Below are 19,819 nucleotides of genomic sequence, written 5' to 3'. Positions count from 1 at the left end.
GGAAAGGAAAAACTGTTTGGAACATAAGCTTCCAGACAGCCGTGTGAAAAGTATGACAAAGATCAGAACCAGATACGCACCGAGCCCGACAGGCAAAATGCATGTAGGAAACTTAAGAACTGCATTATACGCATACCTGATTGCAAAACATGAGGGCGGCGATTTTATCCTGCGAATCGAGGATACCGATCAGGAGCGTTTCGTTGAAGGCGCGACCGAGATCATTTACAATACGATGCGCGATACCGGACTGAAGCATGACGAAGGTCCGGACATCGGAGGTCCGGTTGGCCCGTATGTACAGAGCGACCGTCAGAAACAGGGCATCTACATGGAATATGCGAAGAAGCTGATTGATAAAGGCGAAGCTTATTACTGTTTCTGCGATCAGGAACGCTTAAACAGCTTAAAGAGAGAAGTAAACGGCGAAGAGATCATGACCTATGATAAGCACTGCCTGCACCTTTCCAAGGAAGAGGTAGAGGCAAACTTAAAGGCAGGAAAGCCGTTTGTCATCCGTCAGAACAATCCGACCGAGGGAAAGACTACCTTCCACGATGAGATTTACGGGGATATTTCCGTAGATAACTCCGAGCTGGACGATATGGTTTTAATCAAATCGGATGGATTCCCGACCTACAACTTCGCAAATGTGGTGGACGATCATTTACAGCAGATCACCCATGTAGTCCGCGGTAACGAGTACCTGTCTTCTTCACCGAAGTACAACCGTCTGTACGACGCATTCGGATGGAAGGTTCCGGTTTATGTGCACTGCCCGACCATCACGAACGAGGAGCACAAGAAGCTGAGCAAGCGAAGCGGTCATTCTTCCTATCAGGATCTGATCGATCAGGGCTTCGTTTCCGAGGCAGTTGTCAACTTCGTTGCCCTGCTTGGCTGGTCACCGGAAAATAATCAGGAGATTTTCTCCTTAGACGAGCTGGTAAAAGAGTTCAACTACAAGAATATCAGCAAATCTCCGGCTGTTTTCGATATGGTAAAACTGAAATGGATGAACGGCGAGTACATCAAGGCGATGGATTTTGATAAGTTCTATGAAATGGCAGAGCCGTACATCAAAAAAGTAATCACCAAGGATCTGGATCTGAAGAAGATCGCGGCGATGGTGAAGACGAGAATCGAGATTTTCCCGGATATCGAGGGACACATCGATTTCTTTGAGACACTGCCGGAGTATGATCCGCAGATGTATGTTCACAAGAAGATGAAGACCAATCTGGAGACATCCTTAAAGGTATTAAAAGATGTTCTGCCGATTCTGGAAGCACAGGAAGATTACTCCAACGACGCCCTGTACGCGGCGCTGTCCGAGTATGTATCCAAAGAGGGCGTTAAGACCGGCTTTGTAATGTGGCCGATCCGTACCGCTGTATCCGGCAAGCAGATGACGCCGGCAGGCGCGACCGAGATCATGGAAGTGCTTGGCAAGGAAGAGTCGATCAGCCGTATCAAGAAGGGGATTGAACTTCTGGAGGCACAGCAGTAGGCTGTCGTAACCGTCGATGTTCGACTTGAAGCAAGTTTGGCTTCGCAGATTAAATCAGTAGGTAGTAAATAAATAACTGCTTTTTCATGTATCGTAGATGCATGAAAAGCAGTGAAAAGGTGCGCTTTGTGAGAAATACATTCCAAGGCGCACTTTTCTTACATTTGTACTTGACAGATTTGCTTCAGATGCGCGGCAGAAGGATGTCTTGCACGTCAAAATGCGAATTTCGAAGCAAATATGCCGAGATATTCTTGAATTGTGGAGTAAGGAAACAGGAAATGGCATTCAGTAAAGCACAGACACAGGCAATCATGCATAAAGATGGTCCCATGATGGTTCTGGCGGGACCGGGATCAGGGAAAACAACGGTGATCACCCATCGGGTCCAGTATCTGACGAAGGAGTACGGAATCGATCCGGGGGATATTCTGGTAATCACCTTTACCCGGGCAGCAGCCGAGGAGATGCGGGAGCGGTATGAAGCATTGACCGGCGGCGGATCCAGAGTCACCTTCGGTACTTTTCATTCGATCTTTTTTAGGATCTTAAAGCTGGCATACCGATATACCGCTGACAATATTGTCCGGGAAGAGCAGCAGATGCAGTTTGTCCGGGAGCTGGCTCAGGCCGGAGGTCTGGAGCCGGAGGATGAAAATGAGTTTGCAGCCTCCATTTTAAGTGAGATAAGCTCTGTCAAGGGAGAGAGGATTGCACTGGAACATTACTATTCCAAAAACTGTCCGGATGCAGTTTTCCGTCAGCTCTATGCAGGCTATGAAGAGAAAATGCGCCGAGCCGGACTCATCGATTTCGATGACATGATGGTGCTGTGTCTGGAACTTTTTACGGAAAGAAAAGATATCCTGTCTGCCTGGCAGAGAAGGTATCGGTACATCCTGATTGATGAGTTTCAGGACATCAATCGGCTTCAATATGAGATCGTGCGGATGTTAGCCAAGCCGGAAGATAATCTTTTTATCGTGGGCGATGATGATCAGTCGATTTACCGGTTTCGTGGGGCCAAACCGGAGATTATGCTGGGGTTTGAGCGGGATTATCCGGGGGCTGGACGGATTCTTCTGGATGTGAATTACCGCAGTACCGAGGAGATCGTGGCACCGGCATTGCGGCTGATCGGAGAAAACCAGAAACGTTTTTCAAAGGCCATCCATACAACGGGACGTCATGGGAAGAACGTGATCACGAAGCTCTGGCAGGATCCGGGGGAAGAAAATCTGGCCATTGCCAGGGAGATACAGCTGTATCTGCAGTCGGGAGTGCGGCCGGGGGATATCGCAGTTTTATACCGGACCAATGCTGGTCCTCGTTTTCTGATGGAAAAGCTGATGGAATACAATCTGCCGTTCCGGACACGGGACACGGTGCCGAACCTCTATGAACACTGGATTTCGCGAAATATCCTGACCTATATCCGGATCGCCATGGGAAGCCGGGCGCGGGAAGATATTTTGCAGGTCATCAACCGTCCGAAGCGTTATATCAGCCGGGATGCGATGCCGGATGAGACGGTTTCGTTCGAGAAGATGAAGGCATTCTATGCGGAGAAAGACTGGATTGCCGAGCGGATCGAGAATCTGGAAGGCGATCTGCGGGCCATCGCCCGGATGTCACCTCTGGCAGCCGTCAATTATATCCGCCAGGGCATGGGATACGACGAATATCTGATCGAGTATGCGGCATTCCGGCGGATGCGGCCGGAGGAACTTTTAGAGACTGCCGATGAGTTAAAAGAAAGTGCGGCGGGTTTCAAGACCTTTGACGAGTGGTTTGCACACATCGACGCGTACAAGGAGGAACTGCTCCGGCAGGCGGTGCAGCGGCGGACGGAGACGGACGCGATCACGCTCGCGACGATGCACAGTGCCAAGGGGCTGGAATTTCCCATTGTCTATATTCTCGATGCCAATGAAGGCATCACACCGCACAGCCGCGCGATGCTGGACGAGGATATGGAGGAAGAACGACGTCTGTTCTATGTGGCAATGACGCGTGCAAAGACCCGGCTGCATGTATATGCGGTGCGGGAGAGGTACCATAAAAAGGCGGAAGTATCGCGGTTTGTGTGGGAGTATCTGGGGCGGGAGTCATAGAGAAAAATTCGGAAAACGGGAGAATAATAAGATTTACAAATGGCAGAAAAATAGCTATACTATCGTCAGTCAGAGATGCACTCTGGCATATGTTTATCGTGAAGCATAACGTAAGGTGAAAAAGAAAATAGGTAGGAGGCGGTTGTACGCCGATTTTGTTTGCAATTATATTTTTAGTAGTCGTTTTTAAGGTGGTCGGTCTGCTTTTAAGTGTCTGCGGAAGACTCCTTGGAGCTGTTCTGAGTCTGGCTGGATTTATCATTTCACTGGCAGTTGGAACACTGGTGTTTGGACTGTCGGCGGCATTTTCGGTGGTGCTTTTGGGAATTGCCGGAGTTTGGCTGATAGCAAAATTGGTATTGTAAAAAATTACTATGCAGAAGAAAGATGGAAAAAGTCAACGGCAGCTGGGATGAAGAAGCAGGAAGATAATAGGTAAAAGAATTATTTAAAGCGGTTGAGCGGGGGGCAGCCGCTTTTCTTTTTTGGAAAAGAGTATCACTGTATGGATGATTTTATGTGGGCTATATATACGACATCTGTCGGATTGGCGGTTACTATATATGGGAAAGTATGATATGATTGATTTATGGAAGTTCAGATGATTTTGCAAAAAACTATCTCACTGTGAAGATTGATAATCTGTAGATGGCAAAACGGATAGGAACGTGAAGAACAGAGAAGTGAGCATATTTATGCAAAAAGGAAAAACAAATAGTAGTTTGCAAAATATAAATAATGATTTATAAATGATGGTCAGAGTGCTAATATATAATAAGAATGGTTAATTTAAAAATGTATGTTGGTGAGGAGGGAATATATGATTCCTGAAATTCGCTTGCTTGCAGCAAAAGCCAGCAAAGAGAATGATAATTTGTGGCTTCCGCTGTTAGACCACTTAAAAGACACAGCTGGAGTTATAGAATACCTGGCGAGCAGATGGCTGCCGGGGTCTGTGTATGATGAGATGGAGATCTCGAGAAAAGAGGGAATACGATTAGCAAAACTGCTCGCATTGCTGCATGATATAGGGAAAGGTATTCCGGCATTCCAGACAAGAATATTGGAACAGCTTCCAGACATCAGGTGTTTTCAAGAATCGGCCGGAATTGAAACAAACTTGAATAAAACACAGATGGATATTAAACATGCACATGCAGGGGCTGTTCTTCTTCGAGCAATGGGATATCCGGAATCAGTGGCAGCAATTGTAGGTGCACACCATGGATCTCCCGAACCCAATAATATGGATGATGACGCAATCGATGAATTAACATTAGAGCGAAAAAAATACGGAGATAAAAAATCTATATGGCGGAAAATGCAAGAGGAACTCTTGAAATGGGCATTAGAAGAGGCGGGATATTCGGAAAAGGAAGAAATTCCAGGTATTTCGGAAGCAGCTCAGATGCTTTTTTGTGGACTTTTGATTATGGCAGACTGGATTGCAAGCAACAGCTATTATTTTCCGTTGTTATCTGTAACAGATGATCCAGAACCATATGATAATAATCGGTCAAGGAATGCAATGAGACATCTTAACCTATCGGATGGATGTTTGATGGGTTCTGCGTGGAAACAGGAGGATTTTTTTGAAGAGAGGTTCCATTTTACTGCAAATCGAGTACAGAAGGAAATGTATGGTGTTGCAGCCAGAATGAAAAAACCAGGATTGATCATTCTGGAGGCACCAATGGGAGAAGGAAAAACGGAGGCGGCTCTGGCAGCAGCTGAGATTCTTATGAATCGTTTCGATTTAAAAGGAATTGCCTTTTTTCTCCCATCACAGGCAACAACAAATGCCATGTTTACAAGAATCAGTTCCTGGCTAACAGGTCAGTCAGATGTTAATCAGGTTTCGATCCAGCTTTATCATTCCAATGCGGAATTAAATGAAGATTTTAGAAAACTGGAATATGGGGATGTCTGCATAGAAGACGATGATCAGGATGCTTTGATAGTTCATAGCTTTTTTAGAGGAAAGAAAACAAGAATGTTATCCGATATTGTGGTTGGCACAATCGATCAGCTTCTGATGGCAGCATTGATGCAGAAACATGTGATGCTTCGTCATCTGGGGCTTGCAGGAAAAGTTGCAGTGATTGATGAGTGCCATTCATTTGATCCTTATATGAATACATATTTGGAACGTATTTTGCAGTGGCTGGGGATTTATCATATTCCGGTAATTCTTTTGTCAGCTACGCTCCCTGGGGATAAACGATTGGCTTTGATGCAGGCATATGCCGGAAAGAAAAAATGTAAAAATGTCTTGATTAAGGAAACAACTTCATACCCGTTGATTTCATGGTCAGATCACGAACGAGTACAATTAATACCAATTCCTTATGATAAAAAAGACAGGGTTGTTCAGATTGTTAGAGAGAATGAAGAACAACTGGAAGAAGAAGTCCGCAATGTATTGAAACATGGCGGGTGTATGGGAATTATATTAAATACTGTTTCAAGAGTGCAGAAAATTGCAAAATTCATACAGGATAAATTTCCGGAAGCAAAAGTATTGATTGATCATTCGCAGTTTATACTTCCGGATCGACTTGAACATGAGAAAGAAATTTTGAACTGTGTTGGAAAACATTCGGCGAATGAGCAGAGAAGAGAGGTGATTGTAGTTGGAAGTCAGGTGTTGGAGCAATCATTGGATCTTGATTTTGATGTACTGATAACAGATTTATGCCCAATGGATCTTTTATTGCAAAGAATTGGTCGTCTTCATCGTCATGAGAGGAAAAGACCAGAAATGTTTGAAAGTGCCAGATGCATAGTATTGAATTCAGAGTTAGACAATCTGGAAAAGGGAGCGACAGAGGTTTATGGAGAATATCTGCTGCTGCAGACATCAGCACTTCTTCCGGAAAAGATTATGATTCCATCGGATATCTGCTCATTGGTACAGAAGACTTATTGCGAAACAGATGATAATCAACGCTTTCAGAATGCATATGAAGATTATAAGAAGAAGTGCATGCTTAGGAAACAGAATGCGAAACCATATTGTCTGGAGAAACCAGAGATAGGAAAATGTGGAGGGACTTTAGTAGGGCTTCTGGATAAGTCGGTTGGCTTAGACGATATAAAAGCACAGGCAGCAGTGAGGGATGGAAATCCATCAATAGAAGTGATAGTTGTAAAAGAAGCAGAATCTGGTTTTGCATCTATAATTGCTGGGAAATCAAAGGGGAAAAAATACAATCTCAAGGAAACTTTATCGATAGAGGAAGCCAGAGAAATATCAGAGCAAAAACTCCGCCTTCCTCAAAGATTTGCGCAATCATGGTGCGTGGGACGTGTGATAGAACAATTACGGATAGATATGGAACGGCATACAGAAGAGTGGAAAAACAGTCCCATGCTGGAAGGTGAGTTAATATTATTTTTAGATACGACAAATCACGTGAGTTTAGATGAAATCCAGCTGTTTTACGATGAAAAGAAGGGTCTAGAATGGGAGGTTGAGAAACGTGGATGATAAAAAATTCAATCTTTTAGAAGAACCATGGGTTTGTGTTATGCAGGAAAATGGAGAAGTAAAGGAACTATCATTGATAGATGCACTGATCCATGCACACCAGTATCGAGGATTATCTGGAGAGTTGCCAACGCAGGATGTTGCAGTATTAAGATTACTTCTGGCAGTATTGCAAACAGTTGTTTATCGATATGATGCAGATGGAAATGAAGACGAACTTGTAGAAACAGAGGATGCATATGAACGGTGGGAAGAAATTTGGAATGAAGGAAAACTTCCGGAGAAACCGATTCGGGAATATTTAGCAAAGTGGAAGGAACGCTTTTATCTATACGATAGTAACAGACCCTTTTATCAGGTACCGAAGGCTGCTATTGGAACAGAATGTAAAGCAGCAAAGCTAAATGGTGAAATCTCAGAGAGCAGTAATAAACTGCGCTTATTTTCAAATCGTGCAGGAAAAGAAAAGAAATTTTTAAGTGATTCAGAAGCAGCTAGATGGCTGTTGTATCTGAATGGATATGATGATACATCTGCAAAGCCAAAGCAAAAGGGTCTTCCATCACCCGGAACCGGATGGCTTGGAAAACTGGGATTAATTTATGCAGATGGAAGCAATTTATTTGAAACCTTGATGTTGAACCTTGTAGTGGTCAATATTTCAGATAAAGAATGTTGGGACAGTCCAAAACCTGTGTGGGAAGCAGAAACAGTTAAGAGTGCGGAGAGAACCGAAATTGTGGTCCCATCAAATCAGGCAGAGCTACTGACAGTACAATCCAGAAGAATTCTTCTAAAAAAAGAGGTGCAAGGGGTCAGTGGTTATTATGTGTTGGGAGGTGATTTTTTTCCAAAAGAAGCAGCATATATGGAACAAATGACTGTATGGAAAAAATATGAACCGAAAGGAAATGCCGTTCCGTATTATCAGCCAAGAAGGCATTTGCCAGAAAAACAGATGTGGCGCGACTTTTCAAACCTTGTTATGTCAGATCAGGAAAACAGAACACCGGGTGTGCTTAGGTGGGTCGCTTGGCTGAAAGATAAGAAAATGATTGATAAAAAGAATATCATTTGCTTTAAGACAGCCTCGGTACAATATGGGGACAAAGACTTTTTTGTAAAAGATGTTCTTGGCGATTACCTGGAATTTCATACAGAATTATTAACTGCAAATGGAAAAATATTGGTAAGAATCATACGAGAAGAGATTGAAAAATGTGAAAAAGCAGCAAATATAGTTAATCATTTAACAGAAGACTTAAAGAAGGCTGCAGGAGATTGTTCAGGTGAAAAAACTCAATATGGAAAAGAAGAGTACTTTTACCAGATAGATATACCATTCCGCAAATGGTTAAAGGAGTTGGATCCGATAGGTGAGAGTGATTCTGAATATTATGAGAACATTCGAAACGACTGGAGAGTTCAGGCATATCGGATAGCGGAAAAGCTTGGGATGAACTATGTTGAACAAGCAGGAGATAAGGCTTTTGTTGGGCGGGAAATACAAGAAAAAAAGGATGGAGTTGAAAGAAAAGTTTATTATTCATCTTCAAGTGCTTTTAATATATTTAAGGTGTCATTGAAAAAATGCTTTGAGCAGTAGCAAGGAGGGATTGTATGGGAAACCAGGGACAGATGGTCAGAAAGTATATGGCCATGCGTCTGAAACAATGGGAGAATGAGCCAAATGATGCACGCGTCAAAGGAGAATTGGCACAGCTTCGTCATGGAATCGGGAAAAAGCCCGGAGAGGTTCCAGAAATGTGGGAACTTTTATTTAACAGATTTCCGGAAGAATTGATGAGCAGAAATGGAGAACCTAGTTGGGCTGAGTGGGCGGTATCTCTTTCGTTATGTATGTATGCTCTGCATCAGCAGGGAAGTGATATTCACAAAAAAAACATGCATAGCGAACAGCAACCATTAGGAAAGGCAGTTAGAAAATTGGCGGCTTTGCAGGATGAATCAGAACTGACACGAATTCGAAAACGATTTACCGTTTTTGCAACATCGGCAGATATGGAAGAATGTGCGTATTATCTTCGAGGATTAGTGCAGCTTCTGCGGGCAAAGGGAGTGCCGATGGATTATATTCAGCTAGCATATGACCTATATCAATTTCAAACGGAGAATGGTGCCCAGAAGGTTAAGCTTCGCTGGGGACAGGATTTTTATCGAGTAGTAAAACAGGAAGAGGAGGAAAAAGAAAATGAGTAAAAATTTGTATATTGATCTTCATGTGATTCAAACACTTCCGCCGAGCTGCGTAAATCGTGATGATACAGGCAGCCCCAAGACAGCGATTTATGGTGGTGTAACCAGAGCGAGGGTTTCAAGTCAGTCCTGGAAACGTGCAATGCGCCTTATGTTTGCTGATATGTATACAGAAGAAGAAAAAGGAATTCGAACAAAGAAAATTGTAGACCTGCTTGCAAAGAAAATATCTGAGTTGGATTCGGAGATTCAGAGTGCTGAAAAATTGGCAAAAAAGGTATTAGAAGCAGCAGGAATTAAATTAACAGAGAAAAATGGAAAAGCAGAAACAGGAGCTCTGTTTTTTATTAGTGCAAAACAAATTGAAAAATTGGCAGAAAAGGCAATGGCTCATCCAGATGGGAAATTTGAAAAAGAGGATAAAAAAGAATTGCAGGAGGCATTAAAAAACTACCCGTCAGTTGATCTTGCTTTGTTTGGCCGCATGGTGGCAGATGAACCTTCCTTGAATTACGACGCAACGGCACAAGTGGCCCATGCCATATCAACACATGCTGTACATAATGAGTATGATTACTTTACAGCTGTTGATGATTGTACATCGGAAGATAATTCTGGGGCAGGACATCTTGGTACAGTGGAGTATAGCTCATCTACCTTATATCGTTATGCGACTGTGAATGCGGCAGAACTTGCAAACTATCTGGGAGAAGATACTCCGAAAGCAGTTAGAAATTTTGCAGAGGCATTTATCACCAGTATGCCGACAGGAAAACAAAATACATTTGCAAACAGAACACGCCCGGATGCTGTTTATGTGACGGTTCGCAGAGATCAGCCGGTTAATATGGCCTGTGCTTTTGAAAAACCAATTACCACAAAGGGTGGATATGTGGAGCAGTCAATAAAGGCGTTGGTTGATTATGCAAAAGAATCTTATGAAGATTATGTAAATGAGCCGGAAGTGACATTTGCAGTGGGAAGAGAGTTGGAGCCGCTTGCGGCAACAATGAATCTAACAAAATTATTAGATGAACTGGAAAAACAGGTTTTTATTGATCTGGAAGAGGTGACGAAATAATGAGTACATTGCTGCTTCGGTTGGCAGCACCACTTCAATCATGGGGAATTGATTCGAAGTTTGATATTCGCCGGACAGGACGGGAACCTAGCAAAAGCGGGGTGATCGGGCTTATCTGCGCCGCCTTTGGAATCAAAAGAGATGATGATGAGATGGTGAGTCAATTAGCAACACTGCGATTTGGCGTGCGTGTAGATAAAGAGGGGCATTTCATGCGTGATTTTCACATAGCACGCTCAAAAAAAGGAGATTCATATGTCACAAATCGCTATTATCTTGCGGATGCAGAATTTCTGGTAGGCTTTGAAAGTGCGGATGAAGAACTTTTAAAAAGAATTGAATATGCATTATTGAATCCGGTGTTTCCATTATATCTGGGGCGGAGATCGTGTCCGCCTACTGGAAGATTATGCCTTGGTATTAGAAAACGAGAATTGGAAGACGCTTTGCTTGAAGAAGCATTTCGGAATGAATCAGTTGAAACAGTACGCATAATACTGGATGCAAAAGAAGGAGAAGACGGAAATATTGTTAAAGATCTTCCGATATCCTATAATCCAGAGAAGAGAAAACATGCGTTTCGAAAAGTGACGGAGAAATATCGGGCGGTACGAGAACCGCTTCAATGCCATGATCCAATGGCAGAATTGGGGTGATTGGTTTGTATTTAAGCAGAATGACATTGGATGTGACTAAAAGGAAAACATTGCGGGCATTGAGCTCGCCAAACCTGTTCCATGGAGCCGTTGAGGCTTCGTTTGATATGACAGAAGCAGTTCGTCATAGAAAGCTATGGAGAATCGATCGGCTTAATAGTAAGTATTATTTGCTTATTCTAAGCCGGGAAAAACCGGATCTCTCCGAAGCAGTAAGCCAATTTGCGCCAGAAGGTGAAGAATGGGTGACAAAAGAGTATGATCCTTTTCTGGAGAAAATCAAAGCTAATTCATGGTGGCATTTTCGTTTGACGGCAAATCCAACATACCAGAAAGCTGCAGGAAAGGATCAAAGAGGCAGAATTTGTGCACATACTACAGCAGATAATCAGCGAAAATGGCTTATAAAACAGGGTAAACTGCATGGTTTTGCAGTGAGTGAAGATTCTTTTGAGATTAGGGAATCTAAATGGTACCATTTTAATAAGGCTTCTGGAAAGAATCAGGTTAGTATGCTGTCTGTAACATATGAAGGTATTTTAAAAATAGTGGATGAAGAGAAAGTACGAAAAATGCTGATAGACGGTATTGGACGTGAAAAGGCATATGGAGTAGGTCTTATGACATTGGTACATATGGAGAAGGGAACAGTATGACAAATATTCCTGGAATGATACGGCCGGAAATCCAGATGCTGCCGCAGGTTGCAGATCGTCTGACGTTCCTTTATCTGGAAAGATGTGTCCTAAATCGACAGGATAGTGCAATTACAGTCGCAGATGATAGAGGAACCGTTTTTGTACCGGCAGCAGCAATCAGTGTGATTATGCTGGGACCTGGAACTAAGATTACACATCGGGCGATGGAATTAATTGGAGATGCCGGGGTAACAGTGATATGGGTGGGAGAACATGGTGTGCGTTATTATGCATCGGGTTGTCCGCTCACCCACCGGGCAGCTCTTTTGCAGAGACAAGCGGAATCAGTCAGCAATACGAGAATGCATTTAAATATTGTGAGACAGATGTATTCCATGCGATTTCCTAATGAAGATGTTTCACGCCTTACGCTTCAGCAATTGAGAGGACGGGAGGGAGCACGAATTCGTGCAGTATATAAAAGAGTATCAAAAGAGTGGAATGTACCTTGGAATGGGCGTGAATACGATCCAGATGATTTTACAAGTGGAGATTCTGTTAACCAGGCATTATCTGCCGGCCATGCATGTCTTTATGGCTTGGCACATGCGGTAATTGCTGCGTTAGGGTGCTCTCCGGGATTGGGATTTGTACATGTTGGACATGAAAACTCATTTGTATATGATATTGCAGATTTATATAAGGCAGATATCACGATTCCGTTAGCGTTTGAGGTGGCTGCAACGATTTCCAAGGAAGAAATTCCGTCTGTAATGCGGAGAAAAACCAGAGATAAAATGGTAAAAATGAATATTCTGAAACAAATGGTGCATGATATCAAATCTTTGTTTGCCAAAGAAGGAGAAGCAGAGGATTCAGATGCAGTATATTTGTGGGATAACAAAGTCGGGGAAGTTGAGAATGGGCATTCGTATGGAGACGATCTTGAAGAAGGTGAATAATGGTAGTTGTAACGCTGACTGATTGCCCACCTAAATTGCGCGGAGATCTTACGAAGTGGCTTATGGAGATCAATACAGGAGTATACGTTGGAAAGGTGAGCGCAAGAATTCGGGAAATGCTTTGGACGCGAATCTGTGAGCACCTGTCTCAGGGACGGGCAACAATGGTATATAGTACTAATAATGAACAGGGAATGGAATTCTGTGTTCACAACTCATCCTGGAAACCTGTGGATTTTGATGGATTACAATTAGTTATGCGACCAGAACAGGCACGGCGCGAAACAAAAGCGCGTGCAAGTCGGGCAGAAGTTCAACAGATGTTGATTAAGAAAAAGCAATCTCAAACATATAAAGAACGACAAGAAGGTTATGTGGTGATAGATTTAGAAACAACAGGATTAAATAGTTCATCAGATGAGATTATTGAGTTGGCGGCGATCAGAATCATTAACCACAAAATAGCAGACCAATTGGAGATTCTAGTGAAAGCAGAAAAAGGTGTTCCAAAAGTAATTACTGAACTTACGGGGATTACAGAGGAGATTCTTGAGGAAAAGGGGATGGTTCTTTCTTCAGCGATAGAGAAGTTTTGTGAATTTATTGGACAAAGTACAATAGTGGGTCATAACATCGCATTTGATCGCAGCTTTTTAAAGGAAGCTTGTCGAAAGACCAATCGTATGAATCTAAAAAATCCGGCAAAAGATACATTAGATCTTGCGAGAAGACGAATCGATGATATTGATGATTATAAGCTGCATGCACTAGCAGACTATTTCCAGATAAAAGTTGAGGAGGAACATAGGGCATTAAGTGATTGCATCACAACATTTCAGGTGTTTGAGAAACTAAATGAAATTTAGAGATGGAGATCGGGAAAAGGTTGTAAATAAGGGATTTTTTTAGTGTATTCCCCGCGCAAGCGGGGGTGATCCTGAACTCTGCATGAATCTCCTTATCATTGCTTGGTATTCCCCGCGCAAGCGGGGGTGATCCCTGATTCCAAGTTGGAGGGTTGCCTCCATAGTTGTATTCCCCGCGCAAGCGGGGGTGATCCCCATCTCTTTGTCCTCGTCTGACAGATATAATGGTATTCCCCGCGCAAGCGGGGGTGATCCCTGCTCTGTTGCCTTGTCAGTGTTCCAGTCATTGTATTCCCCGCGCAAGCGGGGGTGATCCCGTAAAACAATCTGGGTCACTGGTACAAATTTAGTATTCCCCGCGCAAGCGGGGGTGATCCTTGTTGTTCAGATTTATTTCCAATATCTAATAAGTATTCCCCGCGCAAGCGGGGGTGATCCCAGCGTTTACCAAGGCAGCGCTATGGGAGCAATGTATTCCCCGCGCAAGCGGGGGTGATCCCGTTGGAAATCGTTAGAATCCATGTAAACCAGCGTATTCCCCGCGCAAGCGGGGGTGATCCTATGCCTGTAACTTGCCGCGATAATGTTGTATAGTATTCCCCGCGCAAGCGGGGGTGATCCCGAACGCGTCATGCTATTCCAGACACGCTGTTGGTATTCCCCGCGCAAGCGGGGGTGATCCCCAGGTGCAGTGGGACAATGACGCTTTTTTATGGTATTCCCCGCGCAAGCGGGGGTGATCCCTAGCCGATTGTGTCGGGCGTTTAAAATCATACGTATTCCCCGCGCAAGCGGGGGTGATCCTTGAATTGTACGAACCGGATGGTTGGATAAACAGTATTCCCCGCGCAAGCGGGGGTGATCCTCGGTAGCAGCAACGTTCCCATCAGCAATTTTGGTATTCCCCGCGCAAGCGGGGGTGATCCCGTATCCGGAGACTATACTATTAATGCTGGAGAGTATTCCCCGCGCAAGCGGGGGTGATCCTAAAATCATGTCGGGCGTGGCGTTTAATGAAAAGTATTCCCCGCGCAAGCGGGGGTGATCCTTCGTCCGCAATGGATTTTTTAACAAATGTTTCGTATTCCCCGCGCAAGCGGGGGTGATCCTAGGTATGAGCGGATTGTATTCTTCGGTACAGCGTATTCCCCGCGCAAGCGGGGGTGATCCAGCGTCCCTGTCGTATAAGACCCCGACGACCTGGTATTCCCCGCGCAAGCGGGGGTGATCCTTTTATTATCTGATGAAAATTACTGGATGGTAATGTATTCCCCGCGCAAGCGGGGGTGATCCCCATATCTACATGATATGATACATATAAAGTTGGTATTCCCCGCGCAAGCGGGGGTGATCCCTATCAGTATCAGCAAATGCGAGCAAATTGAGGGTATTCCCCGCGCAAGCGGGGGTGATCCCGAACATCCTCAAACAACGTTACGGGACATTTGGTATTCCCCGCGCAAGCGGGGGTGATCCCTGTCTTCCTTGCCGCCACCTGCGAAGATAACAGTATTCCCCGCGCAAGCGGGGGTGATCCTGTATGAGGCATTGCGGAAAGTCCTTGGAAATGGTATTCCCCGCGCAAGCGGGGGTGATCCTACGGATGCTTCGGCGTAATCTTAAATTTAAGAGTATTCCCCGCGCAAGCGGGGGTGATCCCTGAGTAACCGCTTTCTCCGCCGCCACCAACCTGTATTCCCCGCGCAAGCGGGGGTGATCCCCGGCAGATGCTTATCCCAAGAGGAGAAGAGAAGTATTCCCCGCGCAAGCGGGGGTGATCCCCGGCAGATGCTTATCCCAAGAGGAGAAGAGAAGTATTCCCCGCGCAAGCGGGGGTGATCCCCGGCAGATGCTTATCCCAAGAGGAGAAGAGAAGTATTCCCCGCGCAAGCGGGGGTGATCCTAGGGCGCTTGTTGTGTTTCACACCGCAAACGTGTATTCCCCGCGCAAGCGGGGGTGATCCCTGTTGGGGTAAAGCTGGCAAGTAGAAGGGAGGGTATTCCCCGCGCAAGCGGGGGTGATCCCGTCACACCGAACCAGCTTAACATTACTGACGGGTATTCCCCGCGCAAGCGGGGGTGATCCCCTCCGGCACTTTTGCCCCCTCAAATTTGACGGGTATTCCCCGCGCAAGCGGGGGTGATCCCTATTGCATTTAAAATGTCAATAGATTCATGATGTATTCCCCGCGCAAGCGGGGGTGATCCTTGAGAAGCGCCCCGAAATCATCGGACTTAAGGGTATTCCCCGCGCAAGCGGGGGTGATCCTTTCATCGGAGAAAAGAATTACATAGTAACCACGTATTCCCCGCGCAAGCGGGGGTGATCCTAATAATTCAGCTGAATTACTTATTGGATAACAGTATTCCCCGCGCAAGCGGGGGTGATCCCCTTATCTTTAACCTGTCCTGATTCAATGGCTTGTATTCCCCGCGCAAGCGGGGGTGATCCTCAAGGTATCCGGAGCAGTTTGACCTAGTGGGAGTATTCCCCGCGCAAGCGGGGGTGATCCTCACATCATCGCGAGTTATAATCCGTAGCGCATGTATTCCCCGCGCAAGCGGGGGTGATCCCGGTCGCGGAGGATGTTGGTTGGAAACGGGTTGGTATTCCCCGCGCAAGCGGGGGTGATCCTCTGGAGGAAGAGGCAGCAAAGAGGGCGCTGGAGTATTCCCCGCGCAAGCGGGGGTGATCCTCATCTGGCCGAGATGGAAAAGTACAGCTGGAAGTATTCCCCGCGCAAGCGGGGGTGATCCTTGTTGCTTTTACCATTGCATCCTCCTGTATCCGTATTCCCCGCGCAAGCGGGGGTGATCCTACCGGTACAATCAGCGGAACCGGAAGTCTGCCGTATTCCCCGCGCAAGCGGGGGTGATCCCGAAAAACCGGAATGGTTGACGATGGATCAGATGTATTCCCCGCGTAAGCGGGGGTGTTTTTCCTAAAATCTAAAGTTTGGGAAGATAAGAACAACCTTATGATTTCAACATATGAAGCCATAAGGTTGTTTTTTTCGTATAGAAAACTTCACTGCCGCATCTTGAAGGTCACCAGAATTTGTGGGAAATGATAGGTGGTTGTTTGCTCAGTTTTTTGGAATATAGATGATTTTGTCACAGGCGTAAAGTTCTTCTCCCTCTCTGTTTCGCATTTCATATCCGATATATTTACAATTCCCATCCAACTGACTATAATAAAGAATGTCCGTTTGCCTGCAAAGGCGCGGAACCATATCCATCTGCATCAGGGCGATATGACAGAAAAATGAATTTAAAAGAATGGAAGAAACAACAATGGATGTAATTGGAAAATTTGGAAATAGGGTGAGCAGCCAGGCGCTTAAGGATCCGGAAAAAGCGCGTCGGCTGCTTCTTGCGGGATACCGCCTGCAGGAAAAGAAGCTTCAGTTTTTGCCGGATCGGGGGCTGCCGTCGTCGGGACAGTATGTGGCGCGGGTGGTTATGAAAAATATCATTCAGTCGCTGTCGGAACCGGAGAATGCGGCGATGGTCAGCATATTTGTGCCGGGAGAGCTGGTGATGGCGGCAGGGCTGACGCCGTACTCAGTGGAGGCGATGTCCTGTTTTATGGCGGGAACGAAGTGTGAGCAGACGTTTCTTCGGAAAACGGAGGAAGAAGGATTTCCGGAGACGATGTGTTCGTACCACAGGGTGTTTCTGGGGGCGGCGCTGACGGGGATTCTGCCAAAACCGAACTGCATGATTTATACGAACCTTGCGTGTGATGGGAATATGATGACGTTTCCTTATTTAAAGGATAAATTTGAATGTCCAGGCTTTTATATTGATGTTCCGTATGAGAAAAACCGGGAATCGGTTCTGTATGTGGCGGATCAGCTGCGGAAATTGAAACGGTTTCTGGAGGAGACGACGGGCAGACGGATTTCGGAGGAAACAGTGCGGAGTGCGGTAGATAACAGCCGGAAAGCGGCAGCGAATTATAAAAAACAGCTTGCCCTGCGGTGTGCGCATGACCCGGTGACCTCTCTGACGAATGAATTGTATGCGCTTTTTATGTGCCATCTGATGGCTGGCTCAGAGACGGCGGTTACCTATACGGAAAAACTTCTGCGCGATGTGCGGATGTCACCGAGGGGAGATGGTCTTTCGGTAATCTGGATGCACATCATGCCATTTTTACAGGAGCCGGTTAAGGATATTTTTAATTATAGTAAGAAAATGCACATCCGCGCTTGTGATTTCATCGCAGATGGTTTTCAGGAGATGCATGCGGAAGACCCGTATGAGGCGATGGCAGAGAAAATGGTCTATTGCATTTACAATGGCAGTGTGAAACAGAGAGTTGAGGAAGCGGAACGGCTTGCCAGAATCACGGAAGTGGATGGTGCTGTTTTATTTGCCCACTGGGGCTGTAAGGGAACGATTGGTGCATCCAGCCTGATTAAGCAGTCCTTAGAAAAGACAGGACTTCCGACGATGATTCTCGATGGTGACGGCTGCAACCCTGCCAATACAAGCGACGGTCAGGTATCGACGCGGCTTCAGGCGTTTGTGGAAATGCTGGAAAAGGGCAAGGAGGAGAAACACGCATGATTTATTACGTCTGTAAGTACACCCCGATTGAGCTGTTCCGGGGGTTTGGAGAAGAATGTTCTGTTTTGGAGGAAATGCCGGAAAATTTCGAACAGTCGGATCAGATTGCACATGCAAATCTGTGCGGCTTTGGAAAATCGGTCATTCAGGCAGTGCTGGAAGGAAAGGTTGAACAGCTGGTGCTGGTAAACTGCTGCGATTCGATGCGGCGCGTTTACGATATCGTGGAGAGCACGGGAAAATGTAAGTTTTTATATATGCTGGATCTGCCGCATGATGATAATGAATGTGAAAAAGTGAAATTTGCGGGCACGATCCGGAGGCTTAAAAAGGCATATGAGGCATATTCCGGGAAAGTGTTTGATAAACGCGCTTTTATCAAGTCCTTTATTACGCCGGAAATGAACACGGAGCCGTACATTGGTGTGCTGGGCGTGCGGGTCAGCGGTATTCTGGAGGATATGATCCGGGACAATATCCAGATGGATGTGGAAAATCTGACCTGTACGGGTGGTCGGAAACTGTCGGTCGTACAGGATGAAATGTGGAATATGGAGGAAGAGGAGCTGTTTCTTTCTTATGCGGACGTCCTGCTGGGACAGATGCCGTGTTTCCGCATGAACCGTTCGATCCGCAGAAACCGTCTGTATCTGGATCCGAATTTAAAGGGAATTATTTATCACACGATCAAGTTCTGTGATTATTATGGATTTGAGTATGCGAGTATCAAGCGGGATATCAAGGTTCCGCTCCTTAAGATTGAGACTGATTTTACGAGCCAGAGCGCGGGGCAGCTTTTGACGCGCATTCAGGCATTTGAGGAGACGATCGAGGGATCAGAGGATATGGATCCGGGAAAAGGTATCAGTGAGGAGGCAAGAAAGAAGATGGAGTCGGGCATTTTTTATGTAGCGGGAATCGACAGCGGTTCGACAAGTACGGATGTGGTCATACTGGATCGGGATGGAAAAATTAAATCGACGATGATTATTCCGACCGGCGGCGGTGCGATGATGAGCGCCGAGAAGAGTCTGGATCTGGCGATTGAGAAAGCGGGAATTAAGAAAGAGGAGATCGTGCGGATCGATACGACCGGATATGGACGATCCTATATTGACAGCGGGGATGACAGCATCACGGAGATTACCTGCCATGCCAAGGGCGCAAATTATCTGAATCCGAATGTCCGCACTATCATCGACATTGGCGGGCAGGATATCAAGGCGATCAGCATCGACGGGCAGGGAGCCGTGAAAAATTTCCTGATGAATGACAAATGTGCCGCCGGAACGGGACGTTTTCTGGAAATGATGGCGAAAACGCTGGGACTTTCCCTGGAGGAAATGAGTGTGAAAGGACTGGAATGGAAGCATGATATCGTGATTTCCAGCATGTGTACGGTGTTTGCAGAGTCGGAGGTCGTGTCGCTGGTGGCACAGAATAAGGATGTGGCAGATATTATCCACGGTTTAAATGTGTCAGTTGCCTCAAAAGTCGGCGCGTTGGCAGCCCGCCTTGGAAAGGATCATCCAGGCGAATATATGATGACCGGCGGTGTGGCGAAGAACCAGGGTATCATCCAGGCATTGGAAGAGAAGCTTGGTGCTAAACTTTATATCTGTGATGAGGCGCAGCTCTGCGGTGCGCTGGGAGCGGCGCTATTTGCTTATGAGAAATGTAAAGGCAGTGCGGAGGAAACGCGATGAAGCG

The 19,819-nt window shown here is 45.7% G+C and carries 13 protein-coding genes and 1 CRISPR repeat array; all 13 genes read left to right on the top strand.

The genetic code is table 11. The annotated features are described in order from the left end of the window. Positions 1 to 52 precede the first annotated feature (52 nt). Positions 53 to 1,510: a glutamate--tRNA ligase gene (gene gltX, locus DW931_RS03840; protein WP_118467759.1), complete on the top strand. Its 1,458-nt coding sequence runs from the start codon at positions 53 to 55 to the stop codon at positions 1,508 to 1,510. A 281-nt stretch (positions 1,511 to 1,791) separates the two neighbouring features. Further along, the gene (locus DW931_RS03835) at positions 1,792 to 3,624 is read left to right on the top strand and encodes an ATP-dependent helicase (RefSeq protein WP_118467210.1); all 1,833 of its coding nucleotides are present in this window, start codon (positions 1,792 to 1,794) and stop codon (positions 3,622 to 3,624) included. 155 nt (positions 3,625 to 3,779) lie between these two features. Next, on the top strand, positions 3,780 to 3,989 hold the full coding sequence (locus tag DW931_RS03830) for a hypothetical protein (protein WP_118467212.1): 210 nt from the start codon (positions 3,780 to 3,782) through the stop codon (positions 3,987 to 3,989). Positions 3,990 to 4,444: 455 nt separating this feature from the next. Further along, on the top strand, positions 4,445 to 7,114 hold the full coding sequence (gene cas3 / locus DW931_RS03825; RefSeq protein WP_182426608.1) for a CRISPR-associated helicase Cas3': 2,670 nt from the start codon (positions 4,445 to 4,447) through the stop codon (positions 7,112 to 7,114). Further along, entirely contained in the window at positions 7,107 to 8,720 is a 1,614-nt protein-coding gene (gene casA / locus DW931_RS03820) for a type I-E CRISPR-associated protein Cse1/CasA (RefSeq protein ID WP_118467216.1), read from the top strand. The genes cas3 and casA overlap by 8 nt, the downstream gene beginning before the upstream one ends. A 14-nt stretch (positions 8,721 to 8,734) precedes the next feature. Beyond that, a complete protein-coding gene (gene casB, locus DW931_RS03815) occupies positions 8,735 to 9,334 on the top strand; it encodes a type I-E CRISPR-associated protein Cse2/CasB (RefSeq protein ID WP_118467218.1) in 600 nt (199 codons plus the stop codon). Further along, positions 9,327 to 10,412: a type I-E CRISPR-associated protein Cas7/Cse4/CasC gene (cas7e, locus tag DW931_RS03810; protein ID WP_118467220.1), complete on the top strand. Its 1,086-nt coding sequence runs from the start codon at positions 9,327 to 9,329 to the stop codon at positions 10,410 to 10,412. Before casB ends, cas7e begins: the two co-directional genes overlap by 8 nt. Further along, the gene (cas5e, locus tag DW931_RS03805) at positions 10,412 to 11,068 is read left to right on the top strand and encodes a type I-E CRISPR-associated protein Cas5/CasD (RefSeq protein ID WP_118467222.1); all 657 of its coding nucleotides are present in this window, start codon (positions 10,412 to 10,414) and stop codon (positions 11,066 to 11,068) included. The genes cas7e and cas5e overlap by 1 nt, the downstream gene beginning before the upstream one ends. Continuing rightward, positions 11,065 to 11,724, top strand: a complete 660-nt coding sequence (cas6e, locus tag DW931_RS03800; RefSeq protein ID WP_118467224.1) for a type I-E CRISPR-associated protein Cas6/Cse3/CasE — start codon at positions 11,065 to 11,067, stop codon at positions 11,722 to 11,724. Before cas5e ends, cas6e begins: the two co-directional genes overlap by 4 nt. Further along, complete coding sequence (gene cas1e / locus DW931_RS03795; RefSeq protein WP_118482150.1) at positions 11,721 to 12,668, top strand: type I-E CRISPR-associated endonuclease Cas1e; 948 nt, start codon at positions 11,721 to 11,723, stop codon at positions 12,666 to 12,668. The genes cas6e and cas1e overlap by 4 nt, the downstream gene beginning before the upstream one ends. After that, entirely contained in the window at positions 12,668 to 13,534 is an 867-nt protein-coding gene (gene cas2e / locus DW931_RS03790; protein ID WP_118467228.1) for a type I-E CRISPR-associated endoribonuclease Cas2e, read from the top strand. Before cas1e ends, cas2e begins: the two co-directional genes overlap by 1 nt. Before the next feature lie 44 nt (positions 13,535 to 13,578). Next, a CRISPR array of direct repeats spans positions 13,579 to 16,474; the repeat unit is 28 nt; unit sequence GTATTCCCCGCGCAAGCGGGGGTGATCC. A 339-nt stretch (positions 16,475 to 16,813) separates the two neighbouring features. Beyond that, entirely contained in the window at positions 16,814 to 18,109 is a 1,296-nt protein-coding gene (locus tag DW931_RS03785; protein WP_227589603.1) for a 2-hydroxyacyl-CoA dehydratase family protein, read from the top strand. Next, positions 18,106 to 19,815 (top strand): acyl-CoA dehydratase activase, encoded by a 1,710-nt coding sequence (locus tag DW931_RS03780; protein ID WP_118467232.1) that lies wholly within the window; start codon positions 18,106 to 18,108, stop codon positions 19,813 to 19,815. The genes DW931_RS03785 and DW931_RS03780 overlap by 4 nt, the downstream gene beginning before the upstream one ends. Positions 19,816 to 19,819: the final 4 nt, after the last annotated feature.

The sequence above is a fragment of the Clostridium sp. AM43-3BH genome, assembly GCF_003479985.1.
Lineage (GTDB): Bacteria > Bacillota > Clostridia > Lachnospirales > Lachnospiraceae > Otoolea > Otoolea fessa.
Note: the sequence above shows the minus strand (reverse complement) of the source record. Positions and strands in the feature narration are given on the sequence as shown.